Raw genomic sequence first — 21,994 nt, 5'->3', positions numbered from 1 at the left:
TTATATTTCACATAAATGAGTTCATATAGTTGGACAACAAACTAACTATTCATTAAATTCTTAAGCGTGTAAAGTTGCTCTAATGCCTCGCGCGGGCTGAGATTATCGACGTCTAGTGTTTCCAGCCTTTCGCGCAGCGTGTCTTTTGCAGGCGCAGGAGCTTGCTCAATGGCGGCTGCGAAAAGCGGTAAGTCACCTAATCCGGCAGCCAGACCGCCCGTTGCGGCGCGGCCTTCTTCCAGCCGGTCCAATACGGATTTGGCACGGGTTAATACTGGCGGCGGCACTCCGGCCAGTTTGGCGACGGCCAAGCCATAGCTGCGATCGGCTGGCCCTTCCGCCAATTCGTGCATCAGCACCAGATCGCCCTGCCACTCTTTGGCGCGGACATGATGGAGCGATAGCGCGCTGAGCTGCTCTGCCAGCCGGGTCAGTTCGTGATAATGGGTGGCGAAGAGACAGCGGCATTGGTTGATCTCATGCACGGCCTCAACCACCGCCCATGCCAATGCTAGCCCGTCATAGGTGGATGTGCCGCGGCCTACCTCATCCAATATCACAAAGCTGTTGGCGCTGGCCTCGCGCAAAATCGCGGCCGTCTCGACCATTTCCACCATGAAGGTGGATTGCCCGCGTGCCAGATTATCTGATGCGCCCACGCGGCTGAACACACGGTCTACCAGCCCGATAGTCGCACGCTTGGCAGGCACAAAGGCTCCGGCCTGCGCCAATATGATAATCAGAGCATTTTGCCGCAAAAAGGTGGATTTGCCGCCCATATTGGGGCCGGAAATCAGCCACACCCTGTCACTGTCCGATAGGCTACAATGGTTGGCGATGAATGTTTCATTCTGTTTAGCCAAAGCAGCTTCGACCACAGGGTGGCGTCCGGCTTCTATGGCCAGTTCATTCCCTTCGGTTAGCTCTGGCCGTACCCAGCCATTGTCCGCTGCGCAGCAGGCATGGGACAATGCAACATCCATACGTGCCAAAGCATCAGCCGTTATGGCTATGGTCTTTGCCCGCTTCGTAGTTGCTGCCACCAGTTCCTCAAAATGCGCCTCTTCTGCCAATAATGCGCGGCTGCCGGCTTCGGTAATCCGCAAGGCCTCTTCATGCAGGGCACCCGCATTAAAGCGTACGGCATTGGCCAAAGTCTGGCGATGGGTAAAACCGCTATCTTCCGCCATAAGGGCATCACCATGACGCGGTGGCACCTCAATGAAATAGCCCAGTACGGCATTATGCTTGATCTTCAGCGCGGTTATGCCGGTCTCATTGCGATATTTCTGTTCCAGTGCGGCAATGGCAGTGCGAGCATCTTTGGATGTTATGCGCAAATCATCCAGCGCTTCATCATAGCCGCTAGCGATATATCCGCCTTTGCTGCGTTCTGTTGGCGGGCTGGTTACCAGCGCACGGAATAATAGATCTACCAACTCACCATGCCCATCAAGGCAGGGCAATAGCTCCTGTATCAATTCCGGCAGGTCATGAAGGGTCGAGAGGTTTTCGCGCAAATTGCGAGCAGCATCCAACCCATCACGCACCTGCCCCAGATCACGCGGTGTACCGCGCCCTGCAACGATACGCCCCAAGGCCCGGCCAATATCGGGAATGGCCTTGAGCGCTTCACCCATAGTATCGCGCAGCAAGGCATCACCATGCAGCCATTGCACTGCCGTATGACGGTGCATGATAGCCCCTTTGTCATAAAGCGGTGAAGCAAGGTCTTGCGCCAAAAGCCGCGCACCCGCACCAGTTACGGTTCGGTCGATACTGCCGAGCAGGCTGAGCGCGCGCCCACCCATATTGCTTTGCGTAATTTCCAGGCTTTCCCTAGTGGCTGCATCCATGGCGAGAAAGCGGCTATTATCATGGCGTATTGGGGCTTGCAGAAAGCCAGTCTGACCGCGCCCGACATGGCGCAAATAGTTTATAAGACCCGCTGCGGCTGAAAGTTCGCTGCGATGGAAGGTGCTGCTGTCTATCGAGAATTCAGCGCGCAAAAGCGTGTCGCCGCTTTCGCTGTCAAACTCTTGTGTTGGGCGGATATCCCAGTTGGGAGATTTGGGTCCGACAGATGGTGCAGCAATGATTTCACCCGGTGCTAATCGCGCCAATTCTGCAGAGAGGCCGCTTTCCTCTATGCGGATTATCGCAAACTGGCCGGTTGATATGTCCGCGCTGGCCAGCGCATAATCACCGCGCACACAGGCAATCGCGACCAGCACATTATTGGCCTTTGCATCAAGCAATGTTTCTTCGGTCAAAGTACCAGCGGTGACAAAGCGGACAATATCTCGTGCCACCAGTGATTTTGATCCGCGCGCCTTGGCTTCGGCAGGGGTCTCTGTCTGCTCAGCAATGGCCACTTTATGCCCGCCGCGAATCAGCCGTGCCAAATATGCCTCTGCCGCATGCACAGGGACACCGCACATCGGCACTGGCTCACCCAGATGTTCGCCGCGGCTGGTCAGCGCAATATCGAGTGTTTGTGCAGCGGCTTTGGCATCATCAAAAAACAGCTCAAAAAAATCACCCATGCGATAAAATAGCAAGCAATCCGGAGCCTGACTTTTCAGTTCCAGAAATTGCGCCATCATCGGCGTTGGCGCTTTGGCTTTGCCGTTACCTTTTTGTACAGACTGTTCATGTGATGTGGATTTCGCCATAAGCATAGAGATAGCGTGTGGCATAGCTTGCGAAAAGACACAGATGAACATCATCACCAGTCGATTGCGCTTTGCAGTTACGTCTTGTGTATCAAATGACAGTGGCAAAGTGTGGTGACTGGTGTAAAGAGGAGCCATCATCGCATCCAGAAAACTGGATAGCAGCCTATTTCGTGACGAGCATGACTCGCTCTGTATCGTCCATATAATTTTGAGGGATAGAAATGCCAGATAACAAGGTTGAATTTACTGAGCGCGAAGCGCTGCTTTTTCACTCTGATGGGCGCCCTGGAAAGATAGAGATCATCGCATCAAAGCCTATGGCAACGCAGCGCGATCTCAGCCTTGCTTATTCGCCTGGTGTGGCTGTACCGGTGCGAGCGATAGCGGATGATCCATCCCTTGCATATGATTATACTGCAAAAGGCAATCTGGTAGCGGTCATTTCCAATGGTACTGCGATTTTGGGTCTTGGCAATCTTGGCGCTTTGGCTTCCAAGCCAGTGATGGAAGGCAAGGCTGTGCTGTTCAAACGCTTTGCCGATGTCGACTCTATTGATCTGGAAGTTGATACAGAAGACAGCGATGCCTTTATCAAAGCGGTCGAACTGCTGGAGCCAAGTTTTGGCGGCATCAATCTGGAAGATATCGGCGCACCGGAATGTTTTATCATTGAGCAGACTTTGCGTGAGCGGATGAATATTCCGGTATTTCACGATGATCAGCACGGCACAGCGATTATTACTGCAGCGGGCGTGATCAATGCGTGCCTGTTGACGAACCGTGAACTTAAAGACCTGAAAGTGGTGGTCAATGGTGCTGGTTCAGCGGCAATTGCATGTACCGAATTGCTCAAAGCCATGGGAGTGGTGCATGATAATGTTTTAATGTGTGACCGGTCCGGGGTGATTTATAAGGGCCGTGAAAGCAGTATGGACCAGTGGAAATCTGCCCATGCCGTGGAAACTGATTGCCGCGAATTAAAAGATGCACTGGTTGGGGCCGATCTGTTTTTGGGCTTGTCGGCTGGCAATGTTTTGACTGGCGATATGGTCAAACAAATGGCCAAGCGCCCGATCATTTTTGCGATGGCAAACCCTGACCCTGAAATATTACCACCCGTCGCGAAAGAAGCGCGGCCTGATGCGATTGTTGCAACGGGGCGTAGCGATTTCCCCAATCAGGTGAACAATGTTCTGGGCTTTCCGTTTATCTTCCGCGGAGCGTTGGATGTTCGCGCAACCCGAATCAATGAAGAAATGAAGGTCGCCGCAGCCAATGCGATTGCTGAGCTGGCCCGCTTGCAGGTACATGAGGAAGTTGCCGCAGCTTATGGCGGCGCTGCCAAGCAATTTGGTGAAGATTATATCATTCCCGCGCCTTTTGACCCGCGCCTTATGGAGGTTGTATCATCCGCCGTTGCACAGGCTGCAATGGACACAGGCGTTGCGCAAAAACCGATTGAAGACATGGAGGCTTATCGCCACGAATTGCGTGGGCGTTTGAACCCGACCACATCGGTTTTGACACAGGTTTATGAAAGTGCCCGTGCTAATCCGAAGCGCGTCGTTTTTGCTGAAGCAGAAGAAGAGGTTGTGCTGCGCGCGGCAATACAATTCCGCGATGGTGGCTATGGCACGCCGGTTCTGGTTGGACGCGATAAAAAGGTCCGCGCCAAGTTGGAAGAGCTTGCGGTGAAAGATCCTGAGAGTTTTGAGATCCACAACAGCGCCAATTCGAAATTGGTCAAGGATATGGTCGAGGTTCTTTATCAGCGTCTGCACCGGCGCGGCTATTTGCGCCGGGATATTCAGCGCATGGTCAATCAAGACCGGAATATTTTTTCTGCCGCTTTGCTGAAACTTGGCCAAGCCGATGCAATGATCAGTGGTATCACCAGAACATTCAGCCAGACCATGCGCGAAGTGCGCCGTGTCCTTGACCCTGCTCCCGATGCAGTGCCATTTGGCATCCATGTGATGGTTGGCAAGAGTCATACAGTCTTTATTGCCGACACCACGGTCAATGAACGGCCTGATGCTGAAATGCTGGCGCATATTGCGACACAGACTGCGGGTGTGGCCCGTAAATTGGGCCATGAACCGCGCGTTGCGTTCCTCAGCTATTCGACCTTTGGTAACCCCCCGGGCAAATGGTTGGAAAATCTGCGTGAAGCAGTGGCGATATTGGACGATCAAAAGCCTGACTTTGCCTATGAAGGAGAAATGGCGCCGGACGTTGCGCTAAACCCTGATCTGATGGCCAATTACCCATTTTGCCGACTGCCTGGTCCTGCCAATGTGCTTATCATGCCGGGCCTGCAATCTGCCAATTTGTCCGCCAAGATGCTGCGCGAATTGGGCGGTGATTCGATGATCGGGCCGATCAACATGGGCCTTGAGAAACCAGTGCAGGTCGCCGCAATGTCGGCCAGCGCGAGCGAACTGGTTACGCTTGCCGTTCTGGCGTCGGCTGGAGTTGTTGCCTAATCGCAAGCAATTTTGCGTGAAGCGATAAGATATTATCCGTCCTGCAAAGTGGCGGATAATATTTTGCTGATCAGGGCGAGCAGATCGTCAGATGAAAAGGGCTTGGTAATCAGCGCACTATGCGGGCTGGTTGCCGGTACTTCGCCACCAGTGTAACCGGTCATCAAAATAACGGGTACGTCAGGGAAGTGCTGTTTCATCCAATTGGCCAAGTCATAACCGTCCATATCCGGCATCATGACGTCGCTCAAAACAAGGTCCGGTGCTTGCGGTTCCGCTTCCAAAGCCTTGGCAGCATCGGCAGCGCTGGGATATGCTATGACATTATAGCCCTGTTCACTGATCAAGGTTTCAACATGCGTACGCACGCCTTCTTCATCCTCTACCAGCATGATGGTAATGTCCGGCGACGGAGCACATAGAGCAATATTGCTGTTGCTGTCATTCTCCTCACTGTGATCAGCAATATTATGGTCGCCATCTTTCTCAACCGGCAACCATAATGACAGGGTTGTCCCTTCACCCAAGGCGGTTTTCATAGTCATGAATCCGCCAGATTGGCGCACGAAACCATGGACCTGGCTCAGCCCTAAACCTGTGCCTCGTCCAGCCTCTTTGGTGGTGAAAAATGGCTCAAAAATCTTCTCGGCGATTTCGGGTGGGATGCCGCTGCCATTATCTGACACGCAAAGACGCACATAATGTCCGGGCCTTGCATCAGGGCCTTCAGCTTTTGCACTTTTTGTATCGAGAATTTTATGGGTAGCGACCAGCGCAACATCGCCTTGTTCGCCCATGGCGTCACGGGCGTTGACCACAAGGTTCAATATGCCGTTTTCCAATTGCGAACTATCGATGTGCAATGATGGCAAATCATCCTCACATCGCACGCTCAGCCGGCACCTTTCGCCTAGAGCTTGCTTGGCCAAGGGGATTAGATTTTCTATGAGCTGGCTGAGCGATATGCGTGTCGGGCTAAGTGGCTGACGGCGGGCAAAGGCCAGCAATCTTTGGGTCAGGCTGGCGGCACGTTCTGCACCATCCTGCGCATTGGCAATGGCCATCTTCGCTTTGTCCGTCTGACCGGTTTTCAGCTTACGCTCAGCCATTTCCAAATTGCCCAATATGATGGTCAGCAAATTGTTGAAATCATGCGCAATGCCGCCGGTAAGTTGCCCAACAGACTCCATGCGCTGGGCATGAACAAGCTGGGTTTCGGCCTCGCGTGCTCTGGTAATATCCCGCGCGATGCCGAAAATCATGTCATCCTCACGGGCCAACGTCCAACTGGTATACATGATGCTGCCATCACTAGCGCGCATCTGTCTCTCGACCTGCACGTCTTTTTGACCGTTTATCATCGGCGTTGGGCTGCGCGCTTCATCCGGGCCCAGAAAATTTATCAGACTGGCGCTCCCATCTGAAGGCACATCGCCGAACATTTTCTCCCATGCAGGGTTGCCGGCAACCAAACTTCCATCAGGTCGTGCGATCAACATCATGTCGAGCGAGTTATCCCACAGCCTGTCCCGTTGGTCAGCGGCCAGACGAATGGCTTCTTGTTGAACACCAAGTGACTTACGCAATTCCAACAATGCTGCTGCCTGCCGTGCCAGCGCCATAAGCGCCGCCCCATGTTGGAAATCATCATGTGGCTTGGTGTCGCTCAGGCATAATGTGCCAACTGCGTAACCTTCAGGGCTGATGATCGGCGCCCCTGCGTAAAAGCGGATATGCGGCGGGCCGGTGACCAGCGGGTTATTCCAGAATCGGGGGTCTTTATGCGTGTCGATCACTGCAAGAACCTCCTCTTTCTGGATGGTATGGTGGCAGAAACTGATATCGCGCGGCGTTCCGGGAATGTTTAATCCATGTGACGCCTTGAACCATTGCCTGTCGCTATCAATCATCGCGATATAGGCCATGGGCACATCCAAAATGGTTCTGGCAAGGGCGATTAAGTCATCAAATACCTGCTCGGCACCGCTGTCCATTATGGCATAGCTGTGCAGTACCGCTAGCCGCGCCTGTTCGTCGGTTTGCAAGGGCGCTATGCGCGCGGCAACATCATTATAGTTGGTGCTCATACCCTTATTGATAGGGGAGTTTGCAGCTTAGTTGCAAGCATATAGGCATGCCGTAGCGAGCCTGTTTCAGAGCTTACGATAGCGGAAATACCAGACTTCATGCCCTTTTGTGCGTGCTTTGGATTCATATCGTGTTTCAGGCCAGCCGCCGGGTCGGTTTTGAAAGTCCTTCGCGCCATTGCAGAGCCACAAAAAGTCGCTGCGCTGGCGCATGACCATAAGGGCATGGCGCAGATAGATATCGTGATCAGTGCCAAAGCGAAATTCACCACCGCGCTTCAGCTTTGCCGAGATCAGGTCAAGCGGGCCATGGTTCATCATCCGTCTTTTGGCATGGCGCTGTTTTGGCCATGGATCAGGGTGCAGCAAATAGGCCATGGTGAGCGCGCCATCGGGTATCCGCTCCAACACATCCAGCGCATTGCCCATGTGTAGGCGAACATTCGCCAATTGCCCGTTTTTGATATGCTGTAATGCGCCGACAACGCCATTTACAAAGGGTTCCGCGCCAATAAATCCATGATCAGGCAGCAGATCGGCGCGGTAGGCCATATGCTCCCCCGCGCCAAAGCCGATCTCAAAATGCAAAGGCCGATTATCACCAAATAATGCGCGCGACGTGACAGGGCCTTCTTCCGGCACATTGATGACAGGCAATAGCTCATCAACCAGACGTTGCTGGTTCTCACGCAATTTATGCCCCATAGTCCGGCCGTAAAGCCGTCTTATAGTGGTGGGGTCACGGCGCTCCGTATCGGCTGTGCAGCCAAAGATTTGGCTATTGTCTGTGCTTTTGCTCATGGCATAGCCGCTTATTAGGTGAAGCCAGTGCTTGCAAGCTCTGGCAGCAATTGACCTTTTAGATCGCGGCTTTTAGTGCATCGACCAGATCGGTTTTTTCCCAACCGAAATAATCGCCATCGGCTTTGCGGCCAAAATGGCCATAGGCAGCACTGGGTCGGTAAATGGGTTTGTTAAGGCCCAAATGTGTGCGAATGCCATGCGGGGTCAATTTGACCAGCTTCGGCAAAACAGCTTCCAACTTGGCTTCATCAACACCGTCCGCGCCAGTGCCATGCAGGTCAACATGGATAGACAATGGTTCGGCCACGCCAATGGCATAGCTTAGCTGAATGGCGCAGCGCTTCGCCAGACCTGCCGCTACGATATTTTTTGCCAGATAGCGGGTGATATAAGCCGCTGAACGATCGACTTTGGTAGGGTCTTTGCCGCTGAACGCACCGCCGCCATGCGGGCTGGCACCGCCATAGGTATCGACGATGATTTTGCGGCCGGTAAGACCCGCATCACCATCAGGACCGCCAATTTCAAAACGGCCAGTCGGGTTGACGTGAATTTTTGTATTATCGGTGATAAACCCTTCAGGCAGCACATCCTGAAAGACACCCATCACATAAGCGCGCAATTCTTCATATAGGGCTGGGTTATCACTGTCTTTATAATAGCCTGGTGCGTGCTGGGTGGAAACGACCAATGCCGTTGCCTCAACCGGTACGCCGTCAACATAGCGCAATGTCACCTGACTTTTGCTATCTGGCTCCAGAAAGGGGGCTTTTCCGCTATGGCGATCAGCGGCCATGCGCTTCAATATCTGGTGTGAATATTGCAAAGTCGCTGGCATCAGATCGGGCGTTTCATCACTGGCATAGCCAAACATAATGCCTTGATCGCCCGCGCCTTCTTCCTTGTCCTCACCAGCATCTACGCCCTGCGCAATATGTGCTGATTGTGGGTGAAGGTGATTTTCAAATGTCAGCGTGTCCCAGTGAAATCCGTCCTGCTCATAGCCAATATCCTTGACCACTTGCCGTGCGGTTTTTTCAATCTCTTCCAATGCGCCATCTGCCCATTCGCCATCGGTCCCGATCATGCCGTTTCCGCGCACTTCGCCAGCCAGAATAACGCGGTCGGTGGTTGTCATGGTTTCACATGCGACACGTGCTTCAGGGTCTTTGGAGAGGAAAAGATCGACAATGGCATCCGAAATCTGGTCGGACACTTTATCGGGATGGCCCTCAGAAACTGATTCTGATGTGAAGAGAAAGCTGTTGCGCATGAAACCCTGCCTGTTCGATTAAAGCAAAATAAGATATAAAGATTTTGTTATATGATCCTTTAACGCTGCCGGCGGTGCATGGCAACCGTGATCATGATGCAAATTAGCGCAAGTATCAAAGGAATGATATTCCCATGGCGGCTGAATAGTGTGGGTGGCAATGGTGGCGGCAAAGCACCGTCCAAACGCCCTTGCTGACCCCATGCTATGCTACCATGCACATGCCCTTGTCCATCGATAATTGCTGATATCCCTGTTGGCGTAGTGCGGATGATCGGCAGGCCCTCTTCAACCGCTCTCAACCGCGCCTGCACCAATTGTTGCGGCGGGCCATAATAGCCAAACCATGCGTCATTGCTGGGGTTGAACAGAAAGTCCGGCCTTTCTTCACTGTTCACAGTTTGCCCGGAAAAGATGATCTCATAACACACCAATATGCCGGCCTTACCAAGCGGCCCTAGGTCGATATTGTCAGGGCCATTACCAGGAATAAATGGCACGGTCCCTTGCGTTAATTGGGAGAGGCCGATCGCTTCCAGCAATGGCTTAAAGGGCAGATATTCGCCATAAGGCACCAGATGAAATTTGTCATAATCGCCGATTAGCTCAGCGCTGGAATTTAAGGCAAAGACACTGTTTCGCGCGGCAGACAGGCGCGGCCTATCATCAAATTCATATTTGATTCCGCCCGTTACCATCACATCATCAGAGCCGAGCAAATTGGCTATTTCTATACGGTTGAGTAGCGCTTCATCATCTGCGCTGAAATAGCGGGGGTAGCCATCTTCGAGCACATCATTGATGGCGCTTTCGCTCCAGAATATGATGCGTTTGCTATTTGCGGCTCGTGGTTTTTTGTCGCGCGAAAGCCGGAGCAATGTTTCACGATTATAGGCCAGTATTTGCGGATCCTGCCAGTCCACATCCTGGCCTATATTGGGCTGGATGATAGCAACCTCTGGCTGCGTATCAGGAATATCTACCATGGTATAAAAACCACCATAGCTGCTGGTCCAAAAGAGAAAAGTGCCAGTGAATACGGCCCCGCCAAACCGGAAATATTTTTGAGTCAATAGCCAGACTGCCCCTGATGTCAGCACGATAACCCCGCTTAAGCCATAGCTGCCAATGAATGCGCTATGTGCTGCAAAGTCGACCATCGCAACGCCCAGCGGGTTCCACGCAAAGCCCGTAAATAAAGTAGCGCGTAACAGCTCGCCTATCATCCATGTTCCCGTCAATGCTATAACAAGACTGATGGCGCGCTGTGGTGTCTTGATCTTGCTCACCAACCAGCGCGCGCCTGCGATAGCGATCATGGGGTAAATGGCCAGATAGGCACTGAGCAAAGCCAGTGCTGGCCAGCCATACCAATGCGGCATTACCGGCTGATAAGAAAAAGTCTGTGGGATCCAGATGCAGCTGACAAAGAAATGACCCCATCCAAAGCCATAGCCGATTTTCAGCCATTCTTTTATCGTTTGTGCTTGGGAAATCAGTGCAAATAATGCCGTAACTGCCAGTAGCATCACCCATATCTGGCCAAAAGGCGCAAAGCCCAAAGATGACCCTAGCCCGAGCAATATTGCTGCCAGCCCGGGCAAACGCTTTGGCAAATTCATAATCACATTCATGGGCACATCCATGCCGTGAAGATGCCATGGGTGCAAGCTGTGAGTTGTTTGTTCATGACAGCGTCAGCAGGTGCGGCTATGACCCGCATATATGATAATATCTTCTTCTATAGCGGCATTAGCTCTCGCGCTTAACGTCATGCCAATACAGCCTTTCATCCAAGATGGTACGCAGGAGCCAGAGGCCAAGTCTTTTGAGCAAGAGGCGCCGCCAGAATTCGCACCATCTTTGCAATTGTCGCTCGAGCAAAAGGCCGATGTCAAATGCGCTGTGGCTTTTGCTATTGTCGCAGGCGGGCAAGAGCGAGGCGAGGCATCGGCGTTGGCATATCCATTATTGGGTGAGCGTGGGCGGACATTCTTTGCCGATTTGGGGCAAAGGTTAATCAAGGATCTTGATGCCACACCGCAACAGGTCCAGTTGGTTCTGGAAAGCGAAGCGCGTGCCTTGCAAGAAGATGCGCTAGAGACCAACGACCCCAATGGCACTGTAGATGCCATTATGGAGCCCTGCCTGTCGCGGCTTGATGCCGTTATACCGCCCCCTCCGGAACCCAGCCTGCCCGAATGTGCAGCAATCATGGAACTGGCGTATGATGAAGTATTTGCGCGTGAAGGCCTGTCGCCAACGGCCCGTGACCTCAAAACATTGGCCAGCGTGCTGGACAGCCGTGCGCGTGATGAATTGCGCGCCGAAGGCAAGTCAGGCAATGAAATCGACATTGCACTAAGCGCTACCAAAGCTGCCTTTGCTGCAGAAGTTTTAGCGTTGGAAGCAGAAGGCAAAAGCCCCAATCTGGATTATGATTATTGTTTTGAATTGGCTAAGCCATGAGCGGCTTGCGTCCTTTCCATCTTGCTTTCCCCGTGCACGATATTGATGCTGCAAGGGCATTTTATGTGAATATTCTGGGGTGCAGCGAAGGGCGGTCATCATCAAGCTGGATCGACCTTGATCTTTATGGTCATCAGATAGTTGCGCATCTCGACCCCTTACGTGATGCGCGAAAACGTGCCGATACCAATCAGGTTGATGGCGATGCAGTGCCTATCTTTCACTTCGGGGTGATCTTGCAGCGCTCGGATTGGGAGGCGCTGGCTGAACATTTGCAAACCTTGGGCATAAATTTTCTGATCGCACCGCGCATTCGCTTTGAAGGGCAAGCGGGTGAGCAAGGCACATTCTTTTTGACGGACCCCAGCGGCAATGGGCTGGAGTTTAAATGCTTTGCCGATGACGCGCAGATTTTTGCGACCGATTAGGCCGCGTTGAGGCGGCGCCTAAAGCAAAAAGCGCAGAGCGACAAAACCACCTATAAATAATATACCGACAGTCGTGGTCGCCAGCGCAAAATTCTTATCTATCCAAGCCTTCATTGGCGGCCCGAATTTCCACAACAGCGCGGCGACAACAAAGAAGCGCGCTGAGCGCGCGATAATCGCTGCCCCAATAAGTACATAAAGCGGCATAGCAGTCGCACCGGCGGCAATGGTGATGACTTTGAATGGCAATGGTGTGAAACCGGCCAATAAGACAATGATCCAGCCTTGCGCATTAAATTCGGCAGAAAATGCGTCAAATTTCTCACTCAGCCCATATAGATCGAGAATGAATCGGCCCAATTGTTCAAACAGAAAAAAGCCTATCGCATAGCCCAGCAACGCCCCCAGTACAGAGGCGATGGTGCAGATAAGGGCATAGCGAAAAGCCCGATCCGGCCGCGCCAGACACATGGGTGCCAGCATGACATCGGGCGGGATCGGGAAAAAGCTGGATTCAATAAAGCTGATAGCCGCAAGCCAATGCGGCGCTTTGTCATGCGCTGCTTTATCCAGCGTCCATTGATAGAGTTTTTTCAGCATATTTAACCGCGATTGCTTTTATATTTCAGGGTATGTTTGCACAGCATCATCTTAGGCACAAAACCGCGCGGCAATAACATGGCGCGCCTATTGATTATAATACGCACGTTGTTGCCCCGGGTTTAATCAGACAAATTCTAATGCCCGCCTGGGGTGCCAGAGGGTTCGTCAAACAATTCCTGCGGTGTTTCGCGCCCATGGTCGGTGCCGGCTGTCCGCTCACCCCGTGCCAGCGCAAAGACAACGCCAGACAGTGCCAGCAAGGCGACAATGTTGGGCAGAGTCATCAAGGCATTGGAAATATCACCCAAGCGCCAGATCAGATCCAGTGGAACGAAAGAGCCGATAAAGATGGCAACACACCATAATACGCGCCACAAAAAGTGCAGTATTTTCTCACCTGATTCACTAGAGCCGGGGATCAGATCGTAAAGATAGGTGATCGCCCGTTCGCCATAATAGCTCCAAGTCAGCAATGTCGTGAAGACGAAGAGAATAAGTGCAACCGACGCGACCAATGTTCCAATGGGAATATCAAGCACCGCAATGGGGAATGCTGCACCAAAGGCGCCAGAGGTCATGGCAAAGCCATCCAAATCGGACTGCCATGCGTGCTGAACGCTCTGCTGTGCGCCATCGACAGTTGCCGTAAAATCGCCCGATACAGTTAAGATCACCAATGCGGTCATGGTGCAGATAACAACGGTATCGATAAAGCAGCCCATCATCGCAAAGCGCCCTTGTGCCGCCGGATCATTGGTTTGGGCTACAGCATGTGCAATAGGCGTTGAGCCTTGGCCAGCTTCATTGGAGAAGAGGCCGCGCGCAACACCGGCGCGAATAGCGATCATGATGAGGCCGCCAGCGATACCGCCGCCTGCTGCATCATAACCAAATGCACCAGAGAAGATGCGGCCGAATGTTTCGGGCAGATAAGGCGCGTTAATGATCAGTGCGATCAGTGCCATAATCAAATAAGCACCGGCCATCCATGGCACAACGGTCTCTGCTACACGGCCAATGGACTTAATGCCGCCAACAATCACAATAAATACAGCAATCGCCGCAACCAAGCCACCAATCCATTCTGGAACGCCAAACAACTCAACCGCGCTATCGCCTAAGCTGTTGGCCTGAATACCATTGCCGGTAATCAGCGCAGAGATCAGCGCGCCGATACAAAATAGTACAGCCAACCATGTCCAATTTTTGCCAAGGCCTAGGGTGATATAGGTCATGGGGCCGCCGCGATATGTGCCTTCGGATGTTTTTTCACGAAACCGAATGGCCAGAGCGCCCTCAGCAAAAGCGAGGGCCATGCCAAATAATGCGGTAATCCACATCCAGAAGATTGCGCCGGGGCCGCCAATGGTAATGGCGGTGGCCACACCAGCCAAATTGCCGGTTCCAACCTGACCAGACAATGCCGTCGATAGCGCCGCAAAGGGGGAAATCTCGCCAGCGCCTTTAGCTTTCTCACCGCGGCCAAAGACGGATTTGAATGCAAAGCCCAATTTGGTGATAGGGTAAGCGCGCAGGCCAATCATGAAATAGAGGCCAGCACCCAATAATATAATGACCATGGGTGGGAAGGGCAGAACACTCACGCCATTCCAGTCGCCGGCCCAGATAAAGTCTGAAACATTGATGACTGGTTCGGTAATACGCTCAAAGAAATTTGGTTCAACGACATCTGGTATCGCAGCTGCGACCTCACTCATATTTTGCTCCCCGCCAGTGCCGCAAATATATATTGGGCAATCGGCCTGTTTAAATATTGGGCATAGAGGTAGCAGCCCTTGCCAGATTGGCAATAGGTTATAGCGAGGGCGCTATTGGCTTGAGCCGCTAAGGGGTTAATGCCATGAGTGAGGCGCAAGAATGAAATAGGCCGCAAATATGTGGCAATATGGGAAGGAACAATGATGGGCCATCAGATAGAAGTGACACGCGGAGCATTAGCGCAATATGAGATTGCGCAGCTGGCCGATAATGCTTTGGCCGAGGGTACTATTGCCTGTACGATTGAGCATTATGCGTTGACCGCCAATAATATCACCTATGCGGTGATGGGTGAGGCGATGAACTATTTTGATTTTTTCCCTGCTTCATCTGCGCAAAATGGCGTTGTGCCGGTCTGGGGTTTTGCCACCGTACATGCATCGCGCCACCCCGACATTGCTGAGGGTGAACGGCTCTATGGTTATTGGCCAATGGCAGACACGGTAGTTTTGCAGCCTGCCAAAGTCAGTAAAGAGGCCTTTTTTGACGGCGCATCGCACCGTGCAGGGCTGGCAAGCGTCTACAATAATTACCGCCGACTTGGCAGTGATGCCGGCGATAAAGGCGAAGAAGAAATACGCGCTTTGTTTGAACCGCTTTTCCTGACCAGTTTTTTGATAGAAGATACATTTCGCCGTGAGGATTTTTATGGTGCATCTTCGGCAATCCTGACCAGTGCATCGTCAAAAACTGCGCTCGCACTTGCGCATGTTATGAAAGAGGCAAGCCCTAATGTTCAGCGTATTGGCCTGACATCATCCGGGAATCGAGACTTTGTCGCCCAATGCGGATTATATGACGAAGTTGTATCCTATGAGGACGTTGAAAGCCTGAACAAAGAGACAAAAACCGTATCAGTCGACTTTGCCGGTAATGGTGATGTTTTGCGGCGTATCCATGCGCATTTTGATGATAATCTCGCTTATTCCATGCTGGTCGGCGCGACCCATGTTGATGGACGCGGCGGCGCAAAAAATCTGGCAGGGCCACAGCCCATATTGTTTTTTGCGCCAACATCGGCAGAGACATTGCTGCGCGAACTTGGTCCCGCAGGCTTTGAGGCTGCGAAAGCCAAAAGATGGAATGACTTTTCCGTCTTCGCAAAGGCTTTGGTGAATGTAACGCACGTGCAGGGCAGCGAAAATATTGCAGCCGCTTATGCACGCCTATTTGCAGGCAAGGTCGCGCCGACTGAGGGCATTATTGCAGTAAATGGATAATAGCCCCACTCACTGACGCCAGACCATTATTCTGCTATTTGCGCCTGTGATTTAGGGCATGGCATTTCTTTGCAGGGTCGCTATGCTCGCTTCTGACTTTGGTAGGGAGCGGGTGTAGCGATGGCCAAGATGGCTGAGAGCAAAGAGCGTACGATCAGCTGGGCGAAAAATGCGCTGTTTTCGGAATTGTCCGAAGGGGCATTGTTGGCGATCGATAAGGCTGCTGAGCGGCGGAAAATTTCAGGCGGCACGTTTCTTGTTCGTCAGGGTGAAGAAGCGGACACACTCTTTTTTGTCGTTACGGGCCGGTTTCGTGTTATTATTCAAGACGGCTCAGGGGTTAGCAAAACCGTTGCTCGCATAGATGCTGGTGAACCGGTTGGCGAATTGGCGTTTTTTGGCGGCGGGACTCGCACCGCCAGTCTGCAAGCCATACGTGACAGCCAGGTTATCGCTCTTGATCGTTCAGATTATGAGGCACTGGTGAATGCGCACCCCGAAATCAGTGCGGCCTTGCTGAAAGCCGTCTCGCGCAGACTGGCAAAGGTCACGGCCCGGACTGCCTCACTGGAAGCGTCTACGCCCCGTGTTATCGCTTGTCTTGCGGCCGGGGACTCGCCTTTGCCGGAAGATTTCCACCGCCGTTTGGCCCATGCTATGCAAGGGATTCTCGGCGCGCAGCATGTTGTGGCCTGTGTATCGGCAGGAGATGCCCCTGATGGCGATGACCACAGCTATCAGCAATGGCTGGCGCAGCATGAGGAAAAAGGCACTTGGTTGCTGCTCGATGCAAATGGTGACGATGCGCGCTCATCCATGATAACCCGCAATGCCGATGCATTATTGATGGTGGGCGATGCTATGGTCGCGGCCAAGCCGGTTTCACCCAAAGAACAGGCTGCGTTACAAGCAATTGATAGCCCAAACCGTACTTTGGCATTGCTGCGTAGTTCTGGCGATACGCCTATAAGCGGCACATGTGACTGGTTGGAAGGTCGTCAGCCGCATTTGCATCATCATATTGCGCTCGACAATGATGGCGACTTTGCGAAGCTAGCGCGTTTTTTAACCGGCAATGCGGTTGGCCTGGTACTGGCTGGCGGTGGCGCTTTGGGTTGTGCGCATCTGGGCATAGTGCGGGGGTTGCAAAAGGCCAATATACCGATCGATTTTATCGGTGGCACCAGCGCAGGTGCGGCCATGGGCGGGGCCATCGCGCAAGGGGATAGTGTCGCCCAAACGCTCGATCAAATGGAGGCGATGTTTATCGCAGCCAAAGCCATGCGCCGGTTCACTGTGCCCGTGCACTCATTGCTCGACCCGTCGGTTTTTGATGCAGAGTTGCAAACACGCTATTCAACAAAAGATATAGCTGATCAGCCGATAAACTTTTTTGGCATCTCGACCAATCTTTCTACCAATGATCTTCATGTTCACCGTCACGGCCCTTTATGGGAGGCGGTGCGCGCATCTGGATCGCTTCCAACCATTTTGCCACCCTTTATTGACAGTGACGGCAATATTCTGATCGACGGCGGCGTGTTGGACAATATTCCGGTGAATATGATGCGCAAAATGAAAACCGGCCCGAATATTGTGGTGACACTGGGCGATACGCAGGAAACATGGCGTGTTGATGCGCAATATGACAGTTTGCGTTCACGCCTTGGATTGCTGCGCGATGTTGTTCTGCGCAGACCAGCGCCTGACGACTTTCCGTCTATTGTCGATATCATGTCACGCTCGATGGTGGTCGCTAGCCGTATCGCTTCCAAAGCAATGTTGCGCGACGGTGATATCGTCCTTCAGCCGCCTATTGTTGAGGGTATGCAGATTCTCGACTGGCATTTGGGCCGCAAACAAGCGGAGATTGCCGCAGATTATGTGACGCAGCAATTATCAGAGCATGAAGGCTTGGCTGCCTTACAAGGAAAATAACCAAATAGGTTTTTATGTGTTGACTTTGTAACGCTCTAAGGTTAGAAAGAGTCAACATCACGATAAAGCGATTCGCTCATGCGGCTTTACATCTATCGGCCGGCCACTCGCTAAAGCGTGAACATTTTCGAACATCATCATATTGATAAGGAAGGCTGGACCATGAGTGATAAGCCGCCATTCCGCACGCTTGCGGTTTCCAAGACCGAAGCGACTGCTGTTGATGCAAATAATGCGATTGCGTCTCCTGTAGAGAGAAAGGGGCAGGTTTATGCGTTGGATGCCTGTCTGAAGAGCAAGGTCCGTTCCTCTGAAACGGTACCGGAAAATGCGGGCACTGCCGCGTGTATGGATATCTATGATATAGATGAAGCCACTTGGGACTGTTTCTTTATCCACTTAGCGAAAACGGCGGATGCCAGCGCGGCTCTGCAAGAAAGCGGTATATCCGCTGAACAGGCCTTGATTGCGCGCACAAATGACCCTGAAAAAGCGCTGCGATGGCAGCAAGCTCTTGCGGCAAGCTATGATGAGCTAGAGATGGAACTGCTCTATCGGGCACGTTTCGGTATGGAAAAGCCTATATTTTACGGTGGCAAGCGGATCGATACGACCCGCGAATTTGATAATGGCGTGGCGCTGCGTCTTTTGGGCCAGCACCGCAGTGAGCATGCCGCGCGGCAGTCAGGGACTGGCGCTCAGGATAATGCCGTCGATGTGCTGCGGGCGCGGCTTTTGGCATATCGCCGGAAAGTGACTGCGCAAGATACACAGTCCCCGGATAATCCACGAGCGGAAGGTCAGCCCTGACATTATCATGAATATAGAATATTGCTAAAATGAGGAGCGCTTATGGCTGGAGTGTCCATTGCCGAGTTGCTGGCGCAGCAGCTTGAGGATGATGGGGACGAGCAGCCATTAGATAATTTGAGCGTAGCCGCAGCGCGCGCTTTTTTGGACAATTGGCACAATTGGGCGCGGCCTGAACAGCTTGCGCCAGATGGTGATTGGCTGGTCTGGCTGATTATGGCGGGGCGCGGCTTTGGTAAGACGCGCGCGGGAGCCGAATGGGTGCATGATATTGCACGTAACACGCCCGATGCGCGCATTGCCTTGATCGGTGCATCTTTGGGGGAGGTGCGATCGGTGATGGTGGAAGGTGAAAGCGGCCTGTTGGCAACTGCAAAAAGCCAGGAACAGATTTTGTGGGAGCCTAGCCTGCGGCGTTTGCGATGGTCATCAGGCGCTCAGGCTATCGCTTATAGCGCAGGCGAACCAGAAGCCTTGCGCGGGCCGCAGCATAGCCATGGCTGGTGTGATGAAATAGCCAAATGGGATATACAGAATGGACTAAAAAACCAAAGTCATGGTGGCAACAGTTTGGCGCAAAGAAGCTGGAGCAATTTGATGATGGGCCTGCGTCTGGGCAATGATCAACGGGTGCTGGCCACCACAACACCGCGGGCCGTGCCTTTGCTCAAGGCCTTGCTGGATCGCGACGACATTGCCGTAACGCGGGGCAGTACATCCGATAATCAGGCCAATCTGCCAGATAGCTTTTTGGCGTCTATCCACGGCCAATATGGCCGCAGCCAGCTCGGTCGGCAGGAACTATATGGCGAATTGATAGAAGATGCGGAAGGGGCATTATGGACGCGCGGTCTGATCGAAAAATGCCGCTTGCAAAGCATTGATAGCGCCTTTTTACAAAATTATCGACGTATTGTGATTGGGGTTGATCCACCGGCCAGCGCGACCGGTGATGCATGTGGCATCATCGTCGTCGGATTGCACGCAAACGCTATGGGCCATGTTCTGGCTGATGCCAGTGTGGAGAAAGCCTCTCCGGAGAAATGGGCCCGCGCGGTCGCGCAAGCGGCGCAGATTTGGGGTGCTGATCGTGTGATAGCAGAGGCTAATCAGGGCGGCGCTATGGTGCGCTCTGTGCTGGAAGCGGCCTGTGTTTCTCTGCCAGTGACACTGGTTCATGCCAGTCGCGGCAAAACCGCCCGTGCTGAACCTGTGGCGGCGCTTTATGAAGCAGGCCGGGTGCAGCATTTGGGCATGTTTGCGCAGTTAGAAGATGAAATGTGCGGGTTGCTGACCGGGGGTGATTATGTCGGCCCTGGCCGCTCACCAGACCGTGCAGATGCATTGGTATGGGCACTGACAGAGCTTTTGTTTGGGCGCAAAGGCGATCCGAAAATACGTATGACTTGAGGAGATTATCTGTGGGAATCCTGTCAAATCTGGCGCTCGCTTTCAAAGGCGGGTCGCCCCATAAGCCGCAGCTGTCACCGCCTTCAGGGCGGTTTTTTTATGCTTCCGGTTCGGGATATGGCGTACAAGGGGGCAGCGCTTCAGGGCAAAGCTATGTGGCTTTGCTGCGTGCGGCCTATTTGCAGAATCCCGTCGCGCAGCGCTGTGTCCGCATTGTTGCTGACAGTGTAGGCAGTGCCCCATTGGCCGGAGACGAAGCGGCAAAAGCTATTATCAACATAGCTGCGCAAGGCACGCCTTTGCTCAGTCTGATAGCATCGCATTTGGTGCTGCACGGCAATAGCTATGTGCAGATTATTTGCGGCGCTGATGGAGACATAGAAAGCCTTTATGCTTTGCGTCCTGACCGAATAACTGTCGAAACGGACGAAAATGGCTGGCCTAAATGTTATTTGTACCAAATTGGCGAAAAAATAAATCGCATCGATGCAATGGCTGACGACGGGAAGCCGCAAATTGTTCATCTGCGCAGTTTCCACCCCGATGACGATCATTATGGACTAGGGTGTTTGGGGGCAGCGGCGGAATCTGTGGCTATCCATAATGCGGCTAGCCGCTGGAATCGCTCACTGCTTGATAATGCCGCACGACCATCGGGCGCTTTGGTTTATGACCCAGGTGAGCCGGGTGCGGTGTTGAGCGCTGACCAGTTTGATCGTCTTAAGGCCGAGCTGGAAGCCAGCTATTCGGGTGCGGATAATGCCGGTCGGCCTTTGCTGTTAGAAGGCGGTTTGAAATGGCAGGGCATGAGTTTGAGCCCTGCGGATATGGACTTTGTGGCCTTAAAGGCCACCGCGGCGCGGGAAATTGCACTGGCCTTTGGCGTACCGCCTATGATCATAGGTCTACCAGGCGATAATGCCTATGCCAATTACCGTGAAGCCAATCGCGCTTTGTGGCGGCTTACTATCATGCCCTTATTGGGCAGCATTTTGGACGGGCTGAACAGCGCTTTGACGCAATGGCCGTCATTTGGTGCTGATAGGGTCGATCCATTGCGGGTCGATATGGATCAAATCCCTGCCTTTTCTGAAGACAGAGAGCGGCTCTGGTCGCGTATAAATGCTGCTGATTTTCTGTCTGATGATGAGAAGCGGGAGGCCGTCGGCCTGATGCCAGCAACCCATAGTTCTGGGCAATGAAGGAGCATGACATCATGAACAATGAAGATATGCTGGCGCGGTTGGTCGCGCAGGCAGAAAATGAAGGCGGTGATCTGGTAACGTTGCGCGCCATTGTCGAAGAGGCCAGTGATCTGGGCGCGGCACGGGTGCTGGACCGTTTGGGCCTGTCCGATGAGAAGGCGCAGGATGATTTTGCCGAACTGCGCGAGCTGCTAAGGGCGTGGCGCGATGCAAAGGCCAGCGCATGGAAAGCGGTCATCCAATGGGCTGTGCGCGGCGTGCTGGCAATGTTATTGATCGGTATCGCTGTGCGGCTTGGCCTGTGGGACTGGATTGCATGAGCCAGCTATCCCGCAACAGCGACATACGCATTGCTGGATATGCTGCTTTGTTTGACAGAGTGGATCGCGGTGGGGACATTATCCGCCACGGCGCATTTCGTCACGCATTAGGGCGGCAGAAAAACTGGCCTTTATTGTGGCAGCATCGGCAAGATCAACAAATTGGGCAGATTGTCTATGCCGCAGAGGACCGGCGAGGCCTGCGCATTATCGCAAGGCTTGCAGGCGGCGATAATGTTGCCGCCAAAGCCCGGCAGATGCTGGCCCAAAGGGCGGTGACCGGCCTGTCCTTTGGTTATCGCGTGCGCAGTTTCGCTGAGGTGCTGCAAGCCAGTCTTGCTCGCCGCGAATTACTGGCTCTGGATCTGGTGGAGGTCAGCATGGTCACACACCCTATGCAGCCAGGTGCCCAAATCCACATGATGACGGCAAATACTCAAACAGAGTTCCCGCAATCCCCAATATTAAAAGCCCCAATGTGAAA

General features: G+C 53.0%; 17 protein-coding genes. 10 read left to right on the top strand and 7 right to left on the bottom strand.

The annotated features are described in order from the left end of the window. Positions 1-41: 41 nt before the first annotated feature. Positions 42-2,606: a DNA mismatch repair protein MutS gene (gene mutS / locus ACR9YC_RS12620; protein ID WP_438731828.1), complete on the bottom strand. Its 2,565-nt coding sequence runs from the start codon at positions 2,604-2,606 to the stop codon at positions 42-44. 293 nt (positions 2,607-2,899) lie between these two features. Here mutS and ACR9YC_RS12615 point away from each other — a divergent pair, with 293 nt between their 5' ends. Continuing rightward, positions 2,900-5,164 (top strand): NADP-dependent malic enzyme, encoded by a 2,265-nt coding sequence (locus ACR9YC_RS12615; protein WP_438728197.1) that lies wholly within the window; start codon positions 2,900-2,902, stop codon positions 5,162-5,164. Between the two features lie 32 nt (positions 5,165-5,196). On the opposite strand, the gene ACR9YC_RS12610 is transcribed toward ACR9YC_RS12615, so the two are convergent. The 4 genes from ACR9YC_RS12610 to lnt all read right to left on the bottom strand — a co-directional run bounded on the left by ACR9YC_RS12610 (position 5,197) and on the right by lnt (position 10,962). Then, positions 5,197-7,251, bottom strand: a complete 2,055-nt coding sequence (locus tag ACR9YC_RS12610) for an ATP-binding protein (RefSeq protein WP_438728195.1) — start codon at positions 7,249-7,251, stop codon at positions 5,197-5,199. Between the two features lie 66 nt (positions 7,252-7,317). Beyond that, on the bottom strand, positions 7,318-8,052 hold the full coding sequence (gene trmB / locus ACR9YC_RS12605) for a tRNA (guanine(46)-N(7))-methyltransferase TrmB (protein WP_438728192.1): 735 nt from the start codon (positions 8,050-8,052) through the stop codon (positions 7,318-7,320). A 58-nt stretch (positions 8,053-8,110) separates the two neighbouring features. Then, a complete protein-coding gene (gene metK, locus ACR9YC_RS12600) occupies positions 8,111-9,328 on the bottom strand; it encodes a methionine adenosyltransferase (protein WP_438728190.1) in 1,218 nt (405 codons plus the stop codon). Between the two features lie 59 nt (positions 9,329-9,387). Then, complete coding sequence (lnt, locus tag ACR9YC_RS12595; RefSeq protein ID WP_438728188.1) at positions 9,388-10,962, bottom strand: apolipoprotein N-acyltransferase; 1,575 nt, start codon at positions 10,960-10,962, stop codon at positions 9,388-9,390. Between the two features lie 91 nt (positions 10,963-11,053). Between lnt and ACR9YC_RS12590 the strand changes: the two genes are divergently transcribed. Together ACR9YC_RS12590 and ACR9YC_RS12585 are read left to right on the top strand one after the other, a co-directional pair. Next, positions 11,054-11,797: a hypothetical protein gene (locus ACR9YC_RS12590; protein ID WP_438728185.1), complete on the top strand. Its 744-nt coding sequence runs from the start codon at positions 11,054-11,056 to the stop codon at positions 11,795-11,797. Next, positions 11,794-12,225, top strand: coding sequence for a VOC family protein (locus tag ACR9YC_RS12585; RefSeq protein ID WP_438728183.1), 432 nt, complete (start codon positions 11,794-11,796; stop codon positions 12,223-12,225). Before ACR9YC_RS12590 ends, ACR9YC_RS12585 begins: the two co-directional genes overlap by 4 nt. 18 nt (positions 12,226-12,243) lie before the next feature. On the opposite strand, the gene ACR9YC_RS12580 is transcribed toward ACR9YC_RS12585, so the two are convergent. Both ACR9YC_RS12580 and ACR9YC_RS12575 read right to left on the bottom strand, forming a co-directional pair. Further along, positions 12,244-12,825 carry a YqaA family protein gene (locus ACR9YC_RS12580; RefSeq protein WP_438728181.1) on the bottom strand — a complete coding sequence of 194 codons (582 nt, stop codon included), beginning with the start codon at positions 12,823-12,825 and terminating at the stop codon, positions 12,244-12,246. 137 nt (positions 12,826-12,962) lie between these two features. Further along, positions 12,963-14,546, bottom strand: a complete 1,584-nt coding sequence (locus ACR9YC_RS12575; RefSeq protein WP_438728179.1) for an alanine/glycine:cation symporter family protein — start codon at positions 14,544-14,546, stop codon at positions 12,963-12,965. Between the two features lie 147 nt (positions 14,547-14,693). Here ACR9YC_RS12575 and ACR9YC_RS12570 point away from each other — a divergent pair, with 147 nt between their 5' ends. The 7 genes from ACR9YC_RS12570 to ACR9YC_RS12540 all read left to right on the top strand — a co-directional run bounded on the left by ACR9YC_RS12570 (position 14,694) and on the right by ACR9YC_RS12540 (position 21,992). After that, a complete protein-coding gene (locus ACR9YC_RS12570) occupies positions 14,694-15,827 on the top strand; it encodes a DUF2855 family protein (RefSeq protein ID WP_438728176.1) in 1,134 nt (377 codons plus the stop codon). A 120-nt stretch (positions 15,828-15,947) separates the two neighbouring features. Then, the gene (locus ACR9YC_RS12565; RefSeq protein WP_438728174.1) at positions 15,948-17,765 is read left to right on the top strand and encodes a patatin-like phospholipase family protein; all 1,818 of its coding nucleotides are present in this window, start codon (positions 15,948-15,950) and stop codon (positions 17,763-17,765) included. A gap of 162 nt (positions 17,766-17,927) precedes the next feature. After that, positions 17,928-18,575, top strand: coding sequence for a hypothetical protein (locus ACR9YC_RS12560; RefSeq protein WP_438728172.1), 648 nt, complete (start codon positions 17,928-17,930; stop codon positions 18,573-18,575). Between the two features lie 42 nt (positions 18,576-18,617). Then, positions 18,618-19,985 carry a DNA-packaging protein gene (locus ACR9YC_RS12555; protein ID WP_438728170.1) on the top strand — a complete coding sequence of 456 codons (1,368 nt, stop codon included), beginning with the start codon at positions 18,618-18,620 and terminating at the stop codon, positions 19,983-19,985. A gap of 11 nt (positions 19,986-19,996) precedes the next feature. Further along, the gene (locus tag ACR9YC_RS12550) at positions 19,997-21,187 is read left to right on the top strand and encodes a phage portal protein (protein WP_438728168.1); all 1,191 of its coding nucleotides are present in this window, start codon (positions 19,997-19,999) and stop codon (positions 21,185-21,187) included. Between the two features lie 14 nt (positions 21,188-21,201). Beyond that, entirely contained in the window at positions 21,202-21,510 is a 309-nt protein-coding gene (locus ACR9YC_RS12545; protein WP_438728165.1) for a DUF6127 family protein, read from the top strand. Continuing rightward, complete coding sequence (locus tag ACR9YC_RS12540; protein WP_438728163.1) at positions 21,507-21,992, top strand: HK97 family phage prohead protease; 486 nt, start codon at positions 21,507-21,509, stop codon at positions 21,990-21,992. The genes ACR9YC_RS12545 and ACR9YC_RS12540 overlap by 4 nt, the downstream gene beginning before the upstream one ends. Positions 21,993-21,994 lie beyond the last annotated feature (2 nt).

The organism is Parasphingorhabdus sp. DH2-15, assembly GCF_051668705.1.
In the GTDB taxonomy this organism is placed as follows: Bacteria; Pseudomonadota; Alphaproteobacteria; order Sphingomonadales; family Sphingomonadaceae; genus Alterisphingorhabdus.
This window is presented reverse-complemented; position numbering and strand designations above follow the sequence as displayed.

Excerpts from the sequence above, each read along its gene's own strand:
- ACR9YC_RS12585 (WP_438728183.1), top strand. The coding sequence starts at position 11,794 with ATGAGCGGCTTGCGTCCTTTCCATCTTGCTTTCCCCGTGCACGATATT.
- ACR9YC_RS12590 (WP_438728185.1), top strand. The coding sequence starts at position 11,054 with ATGATAATATCTTCTTCTATAGCGGCATTAGCTCTCGCGCTTAACGTC.
- ACR9YC_RS12540 (WP_438728163.1), top strand. The coding sequence starts at position 21,507 with ATGAGCCAGCTATCCCGCAACAGCGACATACGCATTGCTGGATATGCT.
- ACR9YC_RS12560 (WP_438728172.1), top strand. The coding sequence starts at position 17,928 with ATGAGTGATAAGCCGCCATTCCGCACGCTTGCGGTTTCCAAGACCGAA.
- ACR9YC_RS12615 (WP_438728197.1), top strand. The coding sequence starts at position 2,900 with ATGCCAGATAACAAGGTTGAATTTACTGAGCGCGAAGCGCTGCTTTTT.
- ACR9YC_RS12610 (WP_438728195.1), bottom strand. The coding sequence starts at position 7,251 with ATGAGCACCAACTATAATGATGTTGCCGCGCGCATAGCGCCCTTGCAA.
- ACR9YC_RS12580 (WP_438728181.1), bottom strand. The coding sequence starts at position 12,825 with ATGCTGAAAAAACTCTATCAATGGACGCTGGATAAAGCAGCGCATGAC.
- lnt (WP_438728188.1), bottom strand. The coding sequence starts at position 10,962 with ATGAATGTGATTATGAATTTGCCAAAGCGTTTGCCCGGGCTGGCAGCA.
- ACR9YC_RS12555 (WP_438728170.1), top strand. The coding sequence starts at position 18,618 with ATGGCTGGAGTGTCCATTGCCGAGTTGCTGGCGCAGCAGCTTGAGGAT.
- ACR9YC_RS12545 (WP_438728165.1), top strand. The coding sequence starts at position 21,202 with ATGAACAATGAAGATATGCTGGCGCGGTTGGTCGCGCAGGCAGAAAAT.
- ACR9YC_RS12565 (WP_438728174.1), top strand. The coding sequence starts at position 15,948 with ATGGCCAAGATGGCTGAGAGCAAAGAGCGTACGATCAGCTGGGCGAAA.
- ACR9YC_RS12575 (WP_438728179.1), bottom strand. The coding sequence starts at position 14,546 with ATGAGTGAGGTCGCAGCTGCGATACCAGATGTCGTTGAACCAAATTTC.
- mutS (WP_438731828.1), bottom strand. The coding sequence starts at position 2,606 with ATGATGGCGCAATTTCTGGAACTGAAAAGTCAGGCTCCGGATTGCTTG.
- trmB (WP_438728192.1), bottom strand. The coding sequence starts at position 8,052 with ATGAGCAAAAGCACAGACAATAGCCAAATCTTTGGCTGCACAGCCGAT.
- metK (WP_438728190.1), bottom strand. The coding sequence starts at position 9,328 with ATGCGCAACAGCTTTCTCTTCACATCAGAATCAGTTTCTGAGGGCCAT.